This window comes from Oceanibaculum pacificum (assembly GCF_001618175.1).
GTDB classification, from domain to species: domain Bacteria; phylum Pseudomonadota; class Alphaproteobacteria; order Oceanibaculales; family Oceanibaculaceae; genus Oceanibaculum; species Oceanibaculum pacificum.
The window spans coordinates 1-14,095 of the sequence record NZ_LPXN01000165.1; the positions used below are offsets into that span (position 1 = coordinate 1).

Here is a 14,095-nt window from a genome sequence, read left to right on the forward strand (position 1 = left end):
CCCTCGTCCTGAGGAGCCGCCGGAGGCGGCGTCTCGAAGGACACGGCAGGCACGCTCCCTCCCCCCGCGACCGCCGCTTGACGCCTGACCCGGCAAGGCGCATCTATCGGCGGCCCCGCCGGATCGTCCAGCGCGGCTTTGCGTGCGAGCGCTTCCCGACATGGCTTCCGCCGCCCCTGAGTTTCCGCCCTTCCTGGCAGAATTGCCGGTCGATGAACCGCGCCTGCTGGCCGACACCGCCACGCCGGATATCGATGCCGCGCTGGCGCTGCGCGAGGCCGGGCTGGAAGGCGCGGCGCTGGACCGGCTGATCGCCGCCCTGCGGCGCGAGCCGGGCAATGCCGAAGCACATCTGCTGGCCGGCGAGACGCTGCTGGCGCTGGGCCGGTCCCCGGCGGCGGCGGAGCGTTTCGCGCGGGTCATCGCGCTCGACCCCGGCGCGCTGCGGCTGCGGCAGTTCTGGGCCGAGGCGCTGGCGCAGTCCGGCCGGCCGGCGGCGGCGATAGCGGCCTATGAGCATCTGCTGCGCCTGCGGCCGGGCCATAGGCAGGCGCTGAAGGCGCAGGCCAGCCTGCTGGCGGTGACCGGCGAGCCGGACCGCGCCATCGCGCGCTACCGGGAGCTGACGCTGCTGGACCGCGACGATGCCGAGGCGCTGACCGAGCTGGGTCGCCTGCTGGTCGACCGCGACGCCGCCCCCGACGCCGTGCCGCCCTTGCAACGCGCCCTCCGGCTCGACCCCGCGCGGGCCGAGGCGCAGCATCATCTGGGTCGCGCCTGGGCGCTACTGGGCGAGCCGGCGAAAGCGGCGCAGAGCCTGGAACGGGCATGCGATCTCGACCCCGACGACCGGCTGGGCAGCCGCGCAGCGCTGGAGGCGCTGGCGCAGGCGGCCGGGATGCTGCCGGCCAGCTATGTGCGCGACTTGTTCGACCAGTACGCGCCCGGCTTCGACACCGCGCTGATGACCAGGCTGGATTATCGCGGCCCGGCCCTGCTGCGCCGGGCGCTCGACCGGCTGCTGGGATTGCCGCAGCCGCTGTCGATCCTCGATATCGGCTGCGGCACCGGGCTGGTCGGGCGCGAGCTGCGGCCCTTCGCCCGGCTGCTGGAGGGCGTCGACCTGGCCCCCCGGATGATCGAGCAGGCGGCGCGTACCGGCCTCTACGATGCGCTGCATGTCGGCGACGCGGTGCCAGCGCTGCAAGACGGGCGGAGCTGGGACGTAATCGTGGCCGGCGATGTGCTGGTCTATCTGGGCGATCTGGCCCCGCTCATCACCGCCGTCGCGGCGGCGTTGACGCCGGGCGGGCTGTTCCTCGCCACCGCCGAATCGCTGCCCGAGGGAATCGACGCGCCGTTCCATCTGAAGCCGACCCGCCGCTTCGGCCATGGCGAGGGCTATGTCGCCCGCCTGGCCGGCGAGCAGGGGTTGAGCGTGGCGCTGATCGAGCCGGCGGCGATCCGGCTGGAGAAGAAGCAGCCGGTGCGCGGCTTCGTGTTCGCCCTGGCGCGCCGCTAGGGTCTGGCCTGCAGCCATCGCGCTGGACCGCCCCGAAGGCGCGGCGCAGAGTACAGCCAATAAGAATTCGAGGAAGCAGCCCAGACGTGACCGCCAGCACCAGCGCCCCCTTAGCGAAGGAGGCTGACCGCCCCCTGCTCGCCATCGGCTTCGTGCTGAGCGCGATCGTCATCTTCAGCATCATGGACGGCATCGCCAAGTACCTGACCGGGTTCTACCCCGCGCTGCAGGTCGTCTGGGGCCGCTATTTCTTCAATGCCGTGTTTCTGCTGCCCTGGCTGGTCCTGGTCTGGCGCGACCGGCCGATGGCGACCGGCCAGCCGAAGCTGCAGATCGTGCGCGGCCTGTTCATGCTGGGCTCCAGCGGCTTCTTCGTCACCGGCCTGACCTTCCTGCCGCTGGCGCAGGCGACCGCCATCGGCTTCGTCGCCCCGCTGATGGTGACCGCTTTGTCGATCCCGCTGCTGGGGGAGAAGGTGGGGCCGCGGCGCTGGGCCGCCGTGCTGGTCGGCTTTATCGGCATGCTGATCATCATCCGGCCAGGCACCGACCAGTTCCACCCGGCGGCAATCTTCCCGGTGCTGTCGGCGACGAGCTGGGCGCTGGGGCTGATCATCACCCGGCGCATGCGCCATGCCGAACGCCCGGTGACCACGCTGTTCTATACCTGCGTGGTCGGCCTGGCGCTGATCAGCGCCGCCGCCCCCTTCGTCTGGGTGGCGGCGCGGATGGATTACTGGCTGCTGATGGCGGCGATGGGGCTGCTGTCGGTAACCGGGCAGTATCTGCTGATCCGCGGCTTCAACATCGCCTCGGCCTCGGTGCTCGCCCCGTTCTCCTACAGCAGCCTGATCTGGACCACGATGATCGGCTATATCGTCTTCCAGTCGGTGCCGGATGGCTGGACCTGGGTAGGCGCCGGCATCGTGATCTCCTCCGGCATCTATGTCTGGCACCGCGAGCGGGTGAACGCCCGGCCGGTGGTGGTGCCCGGCGCCTCGATCAGCCCGACGGCCACCCGCCGGCGCTGGCGCATTGCGCGGGGCGGGAGCTGACGCTAGGGTTGGACTTGCATCCGAGACGCGAGGCCGCCATGCCCGAGATCAAGCCGTTCGACCCGCTGTGGGAGGAAGAGAACGTCCTCATCTGCGTGACGCTGCCCGCCCCGCTGGGCAAGACCGGCTGCTACACGGTGATGAATTGGTGCCGCAAGGGCGAGGGCAAGTTCGACGTGCAGCGCGTCGCCGACCAGCTCATGGCCAGCCGCGAGGAAGCCCTGGCCGGCGCCCGCCAGTTCTGCGACCAGAACGCCATTCCCCTGCTCTACGACGCCGATTTCCACGCCGAGGATTTCTCCAAGCTCGGCCAGGAGGTCGAGACGGCGCTGGGCAAGGCGTGAGCCGGTCTCCCCTCACCCTTTCGCGGCCTGCTTGGTGTCGATGGTGAAGCGGGCGCCGACATAGTCGAGCAGCAGGGCGATGGACTGGTCGATGGACTGGGTGGAGGTGTCGATCACCAGCTCGGCAGCTTCCGGCTCCTCATAGGGGGCGGAGATGCCGGTGAAGTCCTTGATCTGGCCGGCCCGGGCCTTCTTGTAGAGGCCCTTGGGATCGCGGCTCTCGCAGGTCGCCACGTCGGCCTTCACATGGATTTCGTGGAACAGGTCGCCGGCGATCTCGCGCACATGGTCGCGGTCGGCGCGGTAGGGCGAGATGAAGGCGGTGACCACGATGGTGCCGGCCTGGGCGAACAGCTTGGAAACCTCGCCGACGCGGCGGATATTCTCCGCCCGGTCGTCCGGCGAGAAGCCCAGATCGGCCGACAGCCCGTGGCGGATATTGTCGCCATCCAGCACATAGACCTGATAGCCGCGGCGATGCAGCTCATGCTCCAGCGCCAGGGCCAGCGTGGTCTTGCCGGCGCCGGACAGGCCGGTCAGCCAGATCACGCCGCTCTTATGGTGGTTCTTCAGCCAGCGATCTTCCATCGAGACGCGGCTTTCGACCTCGTGGATGTTGGTCGAAACCACGGTGCGCTGGGCGCGCTGGTCGGGGTAGCCCTGCATCGAGATGATGCCGCCGCCGACGATGTCATAGCTCTCCACCAGCACGAAGCGGCCGGTGCGCGGATTGCCGGTGAACTCGTCCACCGCCAGCACGGAACGGCTGCGCAGCACGATCTCGGCCACGCCGTTGCGCTCCACCTGGCTGGTCTGGCCGGCTGCCAGGTCGGCCACGTCGATCACGGTCTCGACCTGCTGCACCTCGACCGGGAATTCGCCGGTCGCCAGCTTCATCTTGTACTGCTTGCCGCGCGCCAGCGGCGCATGGCCGAGCCAGAAGATGCGGGCGCGGAACACGTTGCTCTCGAACGGCGCGGAATCGACATGACTGACGATCTGTCCGCGCTCGACGAAAATCTGCTCGTCCAGCGTGATGCCGACCGACTTGCCCGCCTCAATCTGCCGCACCGGCGCACCCGCTCCCCAGGCCTCAATGGAGGCGACGCGCGCGGTCTTATTCGAGGGGGAGAACAGCAGCGTGTCGCCGACCTTCAGCGTGCCGCTCTCGATGCGGCCGGCGATGATGCGGCGCTGGTCGAACTTGTAGACATCCTGCACCGGCAGCCGCAGCGGCAGCTCGACCGCTTCCGGCGGCATGGCGCAGAGATCCAGCGCTTGCGTGACGGTCGGACCCTGATACCAGGGCATTGCCGCCGACCGGTCGACGATATTGTCGCCCTCGCGCGCCGAGACCGGCACGACATGGGACGGGGTGACGCCGATGGAGCCGAGATACCGGCGAATCTCGCCCTCGACCGCACGGAACCGGGCCTCGCCATAGCCCGCCATGTCCATCTTGTTCACCACCACCGCGACCTGGCGGATGCCCAACAGATGCAGCAGGTAGCCATGCCGGCGCGACTGTTCCTGCACGCCGTCGACCGCGTCGATCACCAGCAGCGCGGCGGAAGCCGCCGCCGCGCCGGTGATCATGTTCTTCAGGAATTCCTTGTGGCCCGGCGCGTCGATGATCAGGTAGGGCCGCTTGGCGGTCTTGAACTGGATCTGCGTGGTGTCGATGGTGATGCCCTGGTCGCGCTCTGCCTGGAAGGCGTCCAGCAGGAAGGCCCACTCGAAGGGCATGCCGCGCTTTTCCGACATCGCCTTGATGGCTTCCAGCTTGCCATCGGGCATCGAGCCGGTGTCGTGGATCAGCCGCCCGACCAGCGTGGATTTGCCGTGATCGACATGGCCGACAATGACGATGGTCAGCGGGGTCGTGCCCTGGGTAGCGCCCTGGGTAGCGCCTGGGATCGAATCGCTCATCACATATACCCTGCGCTGCGCAGCCGCTCGAACGCGTCCTCGGTCTCGCTGTCCATGGCGCGGCCGCTGCGTTCCGGCACGCGGGTATGCTCCAGCTCGGCGATGATCTCGTCGATGGTGGCCGCGTTGCTGGCGACCGGGTGGGTGATGTCCATGTCGCCCAGGCTGCGATAGCGCTTGCCGTCGCGGGCGTAATAGAGCGGCACCAGCGGAATGCCCTCGCGCCGGATATAGCGCCAGATATCCAGCTCCGTCCAATGCAGGATCGGGTGGATGCGCACATGCGTGCCCGGCGCGAAATCGGTCTTGTACTGGTCCCAGAATTCCGGCGGCTGGTCCTTGAAGTTCCAGTTCGCGTCGACGCCGCGCGGGCTGAACACGCGCTCCTTCGCGCGGGTCGGCTCCTCGTCGCGGCGGATGCCGGCGATCACCGCCTGGAAATCGAACTCGGCGATGGCGCGCTTCAGCGCCTCGGTCTTGCGCGCGGCCGAGCGGGCGGCCGGCGGCAGGGTGGGATCGATCTCCTCGATCGGCGGGCACTCCCGCAGGATCAGGTTCAACCCCCACTCCTTGGCGTAGCGGTCGCGGAAATCGTACATCTCCGGGAATTTCTTGCCGGTGTCGCAGAACAGCGACGGAAACGGCATATGGCCGAAGAAAGCCTTCTTGGCCAGCCAGATCATGACGTTCGAATCCTTGCCCAGCGACCACAGCATGGCCAGCCGGTCGAACCGGTTGAACGCCTCGCGGAAAATGTAGATCGACTGGCTTTCGAGCGCGTCGAGATGATCCATATGACGGCAAAACCCTCGCAATCGGATGCGGCGTTCTACGGGATAGGGGCGTGCTTGTCCAGAATCAGACCGGCATGGCAGTCCGGCGTCACTCCGCGATGTAATCGCGATCCTCGACCAGGGCGCCGAAACGGCGGGCATCTTCGTCCGCCTGCCATTGCTCGGCGCTCACCAGCTTGCGGTCCGCCGGGTAGATCGCCAGCAGCGCCTGCTCGATCCGGCAGCCGCCGCGGCGCAGCGGCAATACCAGCCGGTCGTAGCTGTAGCTGCGGAACAGGCCGCGCAGCGTGCGCCGGGTGTAGTTCGCCAGCCGGTCCCGCGCCACCTGCCGATAGACGGCAAGCGCCTCGTCGCGCACCGCGCCGGTATAGGCCTCGTCGATGTAACACCCGGTGAGTTCCTTGCCGTACAGCCTGACCAGATTGCTGCCGACCAAACGATAGCGCGGACGGAACGGTTCCTCGAACTCCACGATGGCCAGATTGCCCAGACAATAGGTCATGTCCAGCGGGTCGATATCGGCGCGGTCCGGCACGTCGCCCTCAGGGCATCGGCTGGCCCAGTAGTCATAAAGGCGCGCCAACTCGTCCGGATGAATCCCCGGCGGAGTATTCGGCGCGCTCGGTCCAGCAATCATGCAGCAAAATCCGCTTTCGACCGCCAGGCAAAGGCGGCAACCCAGCATCCCCTGTTGCAATTAACATAAGGTAAACAACCCAGAATATAGGATTAACCGGCCTCGGCCGGTTCGGGCAGATAGGCGGGCTGACCCCGCACCGTCTCGTGCTTACTGCCATGTCGGCTTTCGTAAGCGCGTCGGACCTCCGCCTCCTTCTCGCCATAGAAGAAGGACAGCAGCACGAAGCGTCGGCCTTTGGTCACCGGCATCGCCTCATGCATCAGATAGCCGGAGAACAGCACGGCCTCCCCGGTGCGCGGGCGATAGAGATGCGGCCCGAATTCCGGAAATTTAAGGTAGCCGCCCTCATAGTCGCCCTCGTTCAAATTCAACGTCATGGCGAAGGCGCGGTGCGAGCCGGAACCGCTGAAATCGCGGTGCGGCTTGAAATAGCCGCCGCCATCCTCGCTGTCGTAGCAGGCGATGCAGAAGCGCTCCACCCGGGTGATCGGATAATGGTAGGCACGCTTCACCAGCGGCAGGACGCGGTCGGCGACGGCACGGCTCAATTCGGCGTAGAGCGGCGATCCCGGCGGTACGAAATGGTCGCGCCGCCGCTTGCGGGTGTAATCGATATAGCCGACCAGCCGGCCCTCGGCGTCGCGCTCCATATAGCCGGAATCCTCGTTGCCATCGTCCGCCCATGTGCGGATCAGGCGGCGGCACATATCCGCGCTCAGCACATCGGGCACGAACAGCACCGGGGCCGTCTGGGTGACGTGGCGCGGGGCTGGCTTCGGCGGCAGGGCGCGAATATGCGCCAGCACCCGCTCGGCGCAGCTCGCCGGCTCGCCCAGCGGCACCCACTGAATCACCCGCAGCGTCTCGTCCAACAGGCAGCAGGCCGGCGCATAGGCCCATGTCGCCTGGTCGCCCACGGTGCGCGAGGCGACGCCGAACTGCGCGCTCAGCCGCAAATCCATGTCCCAGAAGGTGATGAAGCTGCTGGCGTTGGCGCGCAGCATCTGGTCCTCGCGGTCGCGTGGATCGACGCTGACGCCGATGAGGCGGAAATTGAGGTCCAGCAACGCCGGGCGGGCCTCGTTCAGCTTTTGCCAGGCAAGGCGCACCGCCGGCGTGGCGAGCGAGCCGAAGAAGAACAGCACGACCGGCTTGTCCCCGACCGACGGAAAGAAGAAACGGGAATTGACGGTCGAATCGATGGTGAACCAGGGGGCTAGATCGCCGGTGGCCAGGGGCATCATAGGCTCGCTGAGTAACGGTATGCGATGAACGGGCGGAAAGCGCGCATCAGCCTTGCGCGGCGTCGGTCGCCTCGTCGATTTCATGGGCGTAATAGACGAGATCGGATTCCGACAGATCGCCGCTCAGCGCATAGACCACGCGGCCTTTCTGCCAGAAGGCGACGGGCACGCCCTTCACCCGGGCGGTGCGCAGCACCTGGTCGTCGCCCGACGCGATGGCGACGAACAGCGTGACGCGATGCCGCGTCTCGCCATCCTCGAAGACGAATTGCAGCGCCGTGCCGTGGTCCCAGGGCACAAGTTGCGCGCCCAGGGCGGTCAACCCCTCGATCCTGACAGTGTGCAGCATCGCACTGCCCCGGCCGCCATGGCGGGTCAGGTAATCAGCCAGCTCGGCCGGCGGCGCGCGCAGGATTTCCCATAGCGGCAGGTCCAGGCTGGCCACGGTGCTGTGCGCCTCCGCCGCCTCGTCGGCGAAAACCGGCACCACGCCCTCGCGCGCATCGAACTGGCGCGAGGCTTCGTTGCCGCCCCAGCCAACGGCGATCAGCAGCGCGGCCGCCGCGACCCGGCCCAGCAAGGGGCGGAACCGGCGGCGGCCCAGCACCCCCTCAAGGCGGCGGCGCAGGCGTTCGGTCTGCAGCGGGGCGGGGCCAGCGGCGGCGGCCAGGGCGGCGGCGATCTCGCCGCGCTGCCGGGCATAGGCCTTCAGCTTCTCCGCCTCCTGCGGATGCGCGGCCAGATAGGCCTCAACCGCCGGTATCCGGGCTTCGTCGAGCTGGCCATCGATATAGGCGTGCAGATCGGTTTCGCCGATAGCGGGTTCCATGATGCTACCTCACGATATGAAGCTTGCCGGCGCGCGATGCGGGGCCGCGCTCGACGGCGAGGCGCAGCGCCTCCCGTCCCCGGGCCAGGCGGGACATCAGCGTGCCGATGGGAATGTCGAGGCGGGCGGCCGCCTCCTCGTAGGACAGGTCGTCCAGCGCCACCATGACCAGGGCCTGGCGCTGCTCTTCCGGCAGGCGGTGCAGCGCATCCATCGTCTCTGCGATGGCCGCCCTGCCCTCGGCGTCTGCCAGGGGGGCGGCCAGCGGGGCGACATCTTCCAGCGCGCCGATATGGCGCAGCGCGCGCTCGCGCGACTGGTGCCGCCGCATCCGGCTGATATAGAGATTATGCAGGATGGCGAACAGCCAGGGGCCGACCGGCCGGCTCTCGTCCCATTGCGGCGACCGTTCGATGCCGCGCAGCAGGGTTTCCTGTACCAGATCTTCCGCCTCGTCGCCGGACGCGCCGCCGCCGCGCACCAGGGAGCGGGCGTAGCGCCGAAGACGGTCCACCTCGGCGGCGAGTTGAGTGGCGGGGAAACTGCGTGACATCGAGCGGCGGCCTCACGGGTCGAATCCTGGCGAGCGCGGCGTTTCCTGCCGTCCTCATCAAGGTATACGCCCGGGCCGGCGGAAATAATCCCGCACGCGCCGGATTATTTTTCGGCGCTATTGGGCGCGGATGGATTCAAATGCTCGCCCGCCGGGAGGATGGTGTAACCAGAGCGGAAGGCAAAATCGACGAGGCCGTTGCCGTTATAGTCGCGCTCGGTCAGCACGGTGAACATCAACGCATCGGTGATACGATGCAAAGGCATCCGTTCGCCGTGACGCAGGCCTGAACAACCGACGCTGACGAAGAAGCTCTCCCGCAGGAGCCGGCAGGAGAAAACGTGCTGCGCAGCCACTTCCTCACCGGCGCGCACGGCGACGAGTCTCTGGCCTTCCTTAAGTAGAGAACCACCGCCCAACATCGTCCCATTGACTGTCTGTATATTGGCGGAAAAGGCAACATCCTGCGCATCCTCGGTAAAGCGCACGATATAGCAGATCGCATAATCCCGGCCGCGTACCAGCGTATTGACCACCGCTCCCAGACTCCCGTCCGCGGCGACCTCGCATATCCGCGGCTGCTCGATCAGGGCGCCATGCGATTCGTGGATCACGATGCTTTCGGGCACCATGTTCGGGTCGAAGGAGGCAGTTATGCCGGAGCCAAGCTCGGCCGCCTCGTCCTGTCCCGCCGCCGTCAGCAGCAGCTTCTCCTTGTTAGCTTTTCGGTTCTCCCCCTGCGACAGGAATTCCGGGTCTCTTTCCTTCACCTGCTGGCGATAGGCCGCCGCGCGTTCGGAATCGAGATGGCTGAAACGCTGATAAGCGACCATCACCTCGTCCGGCGGCCCATCCATCAGCATTTCGCCGCGATCCAGCCAGATCGCCCGGTCGCACAATTCCGTCACGCTGCGCGCCGAATGGCTGACGAACAGGATCGTCGTGCCATTTTCCTTCAAGCGCGTCAGGCGCATCATGCATTTACGCTGAAAAGCCTCGTCACCCACCGACAGCGCCTCGTCCACGATAAGCACTTCCGGGTCGATACAGCTCGTTACCGCGAAAGCCAGGCGCATCGCCATGCCCGAGGAATAGGTCTTCAGCGGCCGGTCGATGAAATCGCGAATCCCGGAAAAATCGATGATCTCTTCCAGCCGCTCGGATATTTCCGCCCGGTTGAGGCCGAGCATGGAAGCGTAGAAGAAGATATTTTCGCGTCCGTTGAATTCCGGGTTGAAACCCGACCCCAATTCCAGCAGGGCGGCGATCCGCCCATTCACCCGCACCGTGCCGCGCGATGGCGAGAGTGTGTTGGCGATGATGTAGAGCAGCGTGGATTTACCCGATCCATTGCGCCCGATAATGCCCACGCATTCGCCCCGCCGCACATTGAAGGAGATATCGGAGAGCGCATTGAATCTCTCGATACCGCGCGGAACGATATTCAGGCCGATATGAAGCAGCCGTTCCCCAGGAGACCGATAAAGAAAATACTGTTTCGATACGCCCTCGACGGCGATTCTCACCTCGGACATTCGGCTCCCCTCGCCGTGCGAACCGGCTGCTTGCTGCGTGTGCGTCATCCTGCGATGCGGTCCCGGAGGCGGTCGATCCAGCGGCGCGGGGCCGCCGCGATGGCGTCGTCGGCGTCGCGCAGCCAGGGTGAAAGGTCGCGCTGCAGGTAATCCTGCAAGGAGACGATCTTGGCGCGGTAGACCCGCGCGAGATAGGCCTTGAGCTGCGGGCGGATCGGGGTGCCCAGCCCGTCATTGTGCCGTTCGGCCAGCGCGGCGGGCGGCAGCGCCTCGAAGAAGCCGGGATCGACGCCGATATGGCGCGCCGTCTCCATCAGCACGCCGCGCGGCTCGGCCAGCACATCGTCATAGAGGAAGCAGCGCAGCTGCTCGGTCGGGAAGACCGACAGCCAGACGCGCAGGCACGTCTCGTAATCGCCGCGCGCGGTGGAGCCGGCGGAGCGGAAATGATCGATGAACCAGCGGTCGGAGGCTTCGTCGGGCGTCATCTCCGCCTTGGTCACCGCCATCAGCGCGCCGGACCAGGCGCGCTCCACCGGGTTGCGCATCAGATAGACCAGCCGCGCCTCGGGGAATTCCCGCCGCACCTCAGCCACCGCCTGCGGCGGCAGGATGGCATAGGCCGGCGTCACCTCGCCGGTCTTCGCCCCCTCGGGTGCGTCGGCGAATTGGGCGCGATACCAGTCCAGCCCGTGCGCACGGTTCTGGTCCCAGAAATGCAGCTCCTTCACCGGCGGCACATAAAGGCCGGGATGCTTGCGCAGCATGTAATACAGCCAGGTGCTGCCGCATTTCTGCGCGCCTAGTCCCAGAAAATCCGGCATCAGCCCCTGGCCTCGAACAGAGCCTGCGCGTGTTCGTACAGCGCGATGTCGTGGCGGTTCAACTCCTCCGCCAGGCGCAGCGCCCTGGGGCTGAGATCGCCGCGATCCAGCTTGTTGGCCCGCCCCTCGCGCGGATTGTCGGCCGACACGTTCAGCCTTGGTGCCGGACCCTCATGCGCCAGGTCCAGCCAGGCGGCCAGGCGGGCGACGGAATCGTCCATCCGCTCCGTCAGGCAGATCAGCGCGCACCCGTCCAGCGTGCGCTTGGCCGCGGCCAGACTCTCGCCGGCATCGGCGCTGCGCGCCGCCTCGGCCACCAGTTCCTGAAGCCCGGCGAAGGGCGCGCCCTTGGCCCGCACCGCCGCCAGATCGAGGGGCAGGCCGAGCGAGCGTGTCTGATAGTCGGCCAGGAAATGCGCGATCTCCGGATCGCTCAGCCCCGCCTCGATATCGCCGCCCTTATCCAGGATGGCGCGGTGCAGCGCCGTGGCCGGGTTGCGCAGATGGGCGTTGAACTGGGAGATCATGCGGTCGACCGGATCGCGCAGTAACGTCATCAGGCGGGGCCGGTTCTCCAGCAGGCCCAGCAGGCCGAGGCCGAAATGGCCGTGATAATAAGCGTAACCGCCGACGGTTTCGGCCGGCAGCGCCAGCAATTGCGGCACCAGCCCGGCCGGGCAGCTTCGCGCGGCCGGGAAGGCCCGCCCCGCCACCGTCGACAGCGAGGTGCCGCCGGTCTTATTGATATGCAGGAAATAGATCGGCGATGTCGGCACAGGCCCGTCCTGAAACGCAAAAGACTTACGGCTGGCGGTTTACGCCACCTGCCCCCGATTGCCAAGGTTTGGCTTTCCCGCCGGCTTCATGTCCCCTTGCAATGCCGCCCCTGTCGGGCACATTTGTCCGGAACAGCAAGCAAGCGAGCGAGAGCATGCCCGACAGCATCTTCAACGGCATTTTTATCGGCGGCACGATAGAGGGCCCAGGGGAAAGCGCCGAAGCGCAGCGTCTGCCGCTGGCGCGCGCGAACCGGCACGGGCTGATCGCCGGCGCCACCGGCACCGGCAAGACGGTGTCGCTGCAGGTGCTGGCGGAAGGCTTCTCCGCCGCCGGTGTGCCGGTGTTCCTGGCCGATGTGAAGGGCGATCTGGCCGGCATCAGCCAGAAGGGCGAGGCCAAGCCGGCCTTCACGAAGCGCGCGGAGCAGATCGGCCTGAACCCGTTCGAGCTGCGCGGCTTTCCCACCGTGTTCTGGGATCTGTACGGTACGTCCGGCCACCCGATCCGCACCACGATCAGCGAGTTCGGGCCGCTGATGCTGTCCCGCCTGCTGGAGCTGACCGAGGCGCAGGCCGGCGTGCTCGACATCGCCTTCCAGGTTGCCGATGACGAAGGCCTGCTGCTGCTCGACCTGAAGGATCTGCGCGCCATGCTGGCCTTTCTGGGGGAGCGGGGCGAGGCGCTCGGCACGCGCTATGGCAATGTCGCCAAGGCGTCGGTGGGCGCCATCCAGCGTGCCCTGCTGGGGCTGGAACGGCAGGACGGCGAAATCTTCTTCGGCGAGCCGGCCTTCCAGCTCGCCGATTTTATGCGCCAGACCTATGACGGCTTCGGCACGGTGAACATCCTGGCCGCCGACCGGCTGATCCAGTCGCCCCGGCTCTATGCCACCTTCCTGCTCTGGCTGCTGTCCGAGCTGTTCGAGGAACTGCCGGAAGTCGGCGATGTCGACAAGCCGAAGCTGGTCTTCGTGTTCGACGAGGCGCATCTGCTGTTCGACGACGCGCCCAAGGCACTGGTCGCCAAGGTGGCGCAGGTGGTGCGGCTGATCCGCTCCAAGGGCGTGGGCGTCTATTTCGTGACGCAAAGCCCGTCCGACATTCCCGAGGAAGTGCTGGGCCAGCTCGGCAACCGCATCCAGCACGCGCTGCGCGCCTTCACGCCGAAGGAACAGCGCGCCGTGCGCAGCGCCGCCGAGACCTTCCGCCCGAACCCGGCCTTCGATGCCAGCCAGGTCATCACCGAGCTGGGGGTGGGCGAGGCGCTGGTCTCGCTGCTCGACGCCAAGGGCGCGCCGGGCATTGTGCAGCGCACGCTGATCCGCCCGCCTTCGGGCCTGCTGGGGCCGATTGCGCCGGCCGAGCGCCAGCGGCTGATCGGGCTGAGCCCGGTCGGCCCGCGCTATGACACACCGGTCGACCGCGACTCGGCCTATGAGATGCTGGCGCGCCGCGCGCAACAGGCAGCCGCAGCCGATATCCCGGCCCCCACGCCCGCCAGCAAGCCGGCCCGCACCCGGGAAAGCCCGGCCGAGGCCTTCGCCAAATCGGTTGCCCGCGCGGTCGGCAGCCAGATCGGCCGGGCGATCTTCCGCGGCGTCCTCGGCTCCCTCACCAAGAAGCGCTGAGCATGATGACCGGCACCGCCGATTACGAGGCCCAGATATCCACCGCGATCCGGCGCTTCTATACGCTGGTGCGCCGCGACGATCTGATCGGCCCGATCTTCCGCGCCGCCGTGCCGGACGATCACTGGGACGCGCATATCGAGAAGATCACCAGCTTCTGGCACAAGGTGATCCTCGGCAAGATCGGCTATGACGGCTTCCCGATGCGCGTGCATGTCCTGCTGCCGGGGCTGGAGGCGACGCATTTCGAGCGCTGGCTGTCGCTGTTCGGCCCCTCCTGCCGCACCGCCTGCGATGGCGACCTGGCCGAACGCATGGTCGCCAAGGCCGAGATGATGGCCCGCTCCTTCCAGATGGGCATCGCCTTCTACCGCGAGCAGCAGGCGAAGGCGAGGTAGCCGCCCGATGCTTCGAGACGC

Annotated in this window: 14 protein-coding genes; 5 read left to right on the forward strand and 9 right to left on the reverse strand. The window is 67.2% G+C overall.

Annotation, left to right across the window (positions count from 1 at the left end; all coding sequences use genetic code 11):
- Positions 1 to 160 precede the first annotated feature (160 nt).
- From AUP43_RS17275 to AUP43_RS17285, 3 genes are all read left to right on the forward strand, one after another.
- A complete protein-coding gene (locus AUP43_RS17275) occupies positions 161 to 1,522 on the forward strand; it encodes a tetratricopeptide repeat protein (RefSeq protein ID WP_084462887.1) in 1,362 nt (453 codons plus the stop codon).
- Positions 1,523 to 1,608: 86 nt separating this feature from the next.
- Positions 1,609 to 2,577, forward strand: coding sequence for a DMT family transporter (locus tag AUP43_RS17280; protein WP_067559996.1), 969 nt, complete (start codon positions 1,609 to 1,611; stop codon positions 2,575 to 2,577).
- Between the two features lie 38 nt (positions 2,578 to 2,615).
- Positions 2,616 to 2,921 carry a hypothetical protein gene (locus AUP43_RS17285; protein ID WP_067559998.1) on the forward strand — a complete coding sequence of 102 codons (306 nt, stop codon included), beginning with the start codon at positions 2,616 to 2,618 and terminating at the stop codon, positions 2,919 to 2,921.
- Positions 2,922 to 2,933: 12 nt separating this feature from the next.
- Here AUP43_RS17285 and cysC read toward each other — a convergent pair whose 3' ends face one another.
- The 9 genes from cysC to AUP43_RS17330 form a co-directional block, all read right to left on the reverse strand.
- Positions 2,934 to 4,850: an adenylyl-sulfate kinase gene (gene cysC, locus AUP43_RS17290; protein ID WP_067560000.1), complete on the reverse strand. Its 1,917-nt coding sequence runs from the start codon at positions 4,848 to 4,850 to the stop codon at positions 2,934 to 2,936.
- The gene (cysD, locus tag AUP43_RS17295) at positions 4,850 to 5,644 is read right to left on the reverse strand and encodes a sulfate adenylyltransferase subunit CysD (protein WP_067560003.1); all 795 of its coding nucleotides are present in this window, start codon (positions 5,642 to 5,644) and stop codon (positions 4,850 to 4,852) included. Before cysD ends, cysC begins: the two co-directional genes overlap by 1 nt.
- An 88-nt stretch (positions 5,645 to 5,732) precedes the next feature.
- Positions 5,733 to 6,281 carry a PAS domain-containing protein gene (locus tag AUP43_RS17300; protein ID WP_198154955.1) on the reverse strand — a complete coding sequence of 183 codons (549 nt, stop codon included), beginning with the start codon at positions 6,279 to 6,281 and terminating at the stop codon, positions 5,733 to 5,735.
- Positions 6,282 to 6,373: 92 nt separating this feature from the next.
- Positions 6,374 to 7,528 carry a 2OG-Fe(II) oxygenase gene (locus tag AUP43_RS17305; protein ID WP_067560007.1) on the reverse strand — a complete coding sequence of 385 codons (1,155 nt, stop codon included), beginning with the start codon at positions 7,526 to 7,528 and terminating at the stop codon, positions 6,374 to 6,376.
- Between the two features lie 46 nt (positions 7,529 to 7,574).
- Positions 7,575 to 8,357 carry an anti-sigma factor family protein gene (locus tag AUP43_RS17310; RefSeq protein ID WP_067560009.1) on the reverse strand — a complete coding sequence of 261 codons (783 nt, stop codon included), beginning with the start codon at positions 8,355 to 8,357 and terminating at the stop codon, positions 7,575 to 7,577.
- A 4-nt stretch (positions 8,358 to 8,361) separates the two neighbouring features.
- Positions 8,362 to 8,910, reverse strand: coding sequence for a sigma-70 family RNA polymerase sigma factor (locus tag AUP43_RS17315; RefSeq protein WP_084462890.1), 549 nt, complete (start codon positions 8,908 to 8,910; stop codon positions 8,362 to 8,364).
- Positions 8,911 to 9,014: 104 nt separating this feature from the next.
- Positions 9,015 to 10,445 carry an ABC transporter ATP-binding protein gene (locus AUP43_RS17320; RefSeq protein WP_067560013.1) on the reverse strand — a complete coding sequence of 477 codons (1,431 nt, stop codon included), beginning with the start codon at positions 10,443 to 10,445 and terminating at the stop codon, positions 9,015 to 9,017.
- A 44-nt stretch (positions 10,446 to 10,489) separates the two neighbouring features.
- Positions 10,490 to 11,269, reverse strand: coding sequence for a sulfotransferase family protein (locus AUP43_RS17325; protein ID WP_067560015.1), 780 nt, complete (start codon positions 11,267 to 11,269; stop codon positions 10,490 to 10,492).
- Positions 11,269 to 12,045 (reverse strand): sulfotransferase family 2 domain-containing protein, encoded by a 777-nt coding sequence (locus AUP43_RS17330; protein ID WP_067560017.1) that lies wholly within the window; start codon positions 12,043 to 12,045, stop codon positions 11,269 to 11,271. Before AUP43_RS17330 ends, AUP43_RS17325 begins: the two co-directional genes overlap by 1 nt.
- 155 nt (positions 12,046 to 12,200) lie before the next feature.
- On the opposite strand from AUP43_RS17330, the gene AUP43_RS17335 reads away from it, so the two are divergent.
- Both AUP43_RS17335 and AUP43_RS17340 read left to right on the forward strand, forming a co-directional pair.
- Positions 12,201 to 13,676 carry a helicase HerA-like domain-containing protein gene (locus AUP43_RS17335; RefSeq protein WP_067560019.1) on the forward strand — a complete coding sequence of 492 codons (1,476 nt, stop codon included), beginning with the start codon at positions 12,201 to 12,203 and terminating at the stop codon, positions 13,674 to 13,676.
- A gap of 2 nt (positions 13,677 to 13,678) precedes the next feature.
- The gene (locus tag AUP43_RS17340) at positions 13,679 to 14,074 is read left to right on the forward strand and encodes a group III truncated hemoglobin (protein WP_067560022.1); all 396 of its coding nucleotides are present in this window, start codon (positions 13,679 to 13,681) and stop codon (positions 14,072 to 14,074) included.
- Positions 14,075 to 14,095: the final 21 nt, after the last annotated feature.